The sequence below is a fragment of the Micromonospora sp. DT44 genome (genome assembly GCF_049841635.1).
GTDB lineage: Bacteria > Actinomycetota > Actinomycetes > Mycobacteriales > Micromonosporaceae > Micromonospora.
Window position 1 is genome coordinate 1 of sequence record NZ_JBNCKS010000147.1, and the last position, 1,008, is coordinate 1,008.

Genomic DNA, 1,008 nt, shown 5'->3' on the forward strand with positions numbered 1-1,008 from the left:
GTGGGATCCTGCCTGGCGCCGCGTTCTGCGGGTCGCCCCTCGGGGGCAAGCGGTCGGGGTTTGGCTGCAGGGTGGAGGACTTGCCGTATAAGTTCAGGGTGAACGAACGTCTGGGCAGTCCGTGGGCATCGGTGAAATCGTTCAACACCGGCTGGCTCAGAAGCCTGGCGCTGGGATAGGCGAGTCGGCCGGTGGCGCCAGTCCAGGCCGCGATGAGTGGCTGATCGACGATGCCGGGGTTGTCGATGACCTCCTGATAGGCCGCCCGTGTGAACGCTCGCGGCCAGCCGGCGGGCGGGACAATTCGCCTAGCTGCCACGAACCTCGGGTCGGCACCACCGGGGGCAAGCTCAGGATGGTTTGTCAGGAAATATTTTCTGCCAAGCCGCTCAGACGTGTAATAGCCGGGGGGCAGCCCGTGCGACTGGGCAAATTCATCCAACACTCCCTGATCCATGAAATAGAGGCTGGTGACGGTAGGCCCCTTTCGGCCTGTCGCATGTGTCCAGGCCACCATTAGACGGGCGTCGGCGACGCCCGGGTTGTCGATGACCACCTGATAGGCCGCCGGGGTGAATACCAGCAGCGAGTGGCCGGGTGGGTCAATTCGCCGAGCTGCCGCGGACATCCGGTCGGCACCACCGGGGGCAAGATCAGGATGCTTCCCCAGGAAATATTTCGCGCCCTCCGACTCCAGTGTGTAGTAGCCGACGGGGAGCCCGTGCGACTGGGCAAAGTCACCCAACACTGCCCCGCTCAACGCACTGTGGTTACCGCTGTTACGTCCAAGTCGGCCCGACATGCGTGCCCAGTGCATCGCGAGCCTGACACCGGCGAGGCCCGGGTTGTCGATGATCTGCTGGTAGGCCATCGGCGTATAAACGGGGGCGGGTCGTTTGGGCATGCTTCTGGTCCTCTCGCGCAGGTGGTCGCTGTCTAGCTCCCCAACGGCGCGCCCACGACGAAGGTTCAACACGAAACCGGCCCACCCGAATCAGTGCCCGCCGC

General features: G+C 64.6%; 1 protein-coding gene. It reads right to left on the minus strand.

Annotated elements, in window-relative coordinates:
- The coding region (locus tag ACLQ25_RS32685) for a hypothetical protein (protein WP_425734584.1) at positions 1 to 904 on the minus strand (904 nt) is incomplete at its 3' end.
- Between the last annotated feature and the right edge of the window lie 104 nt (positions 905 to 1,008).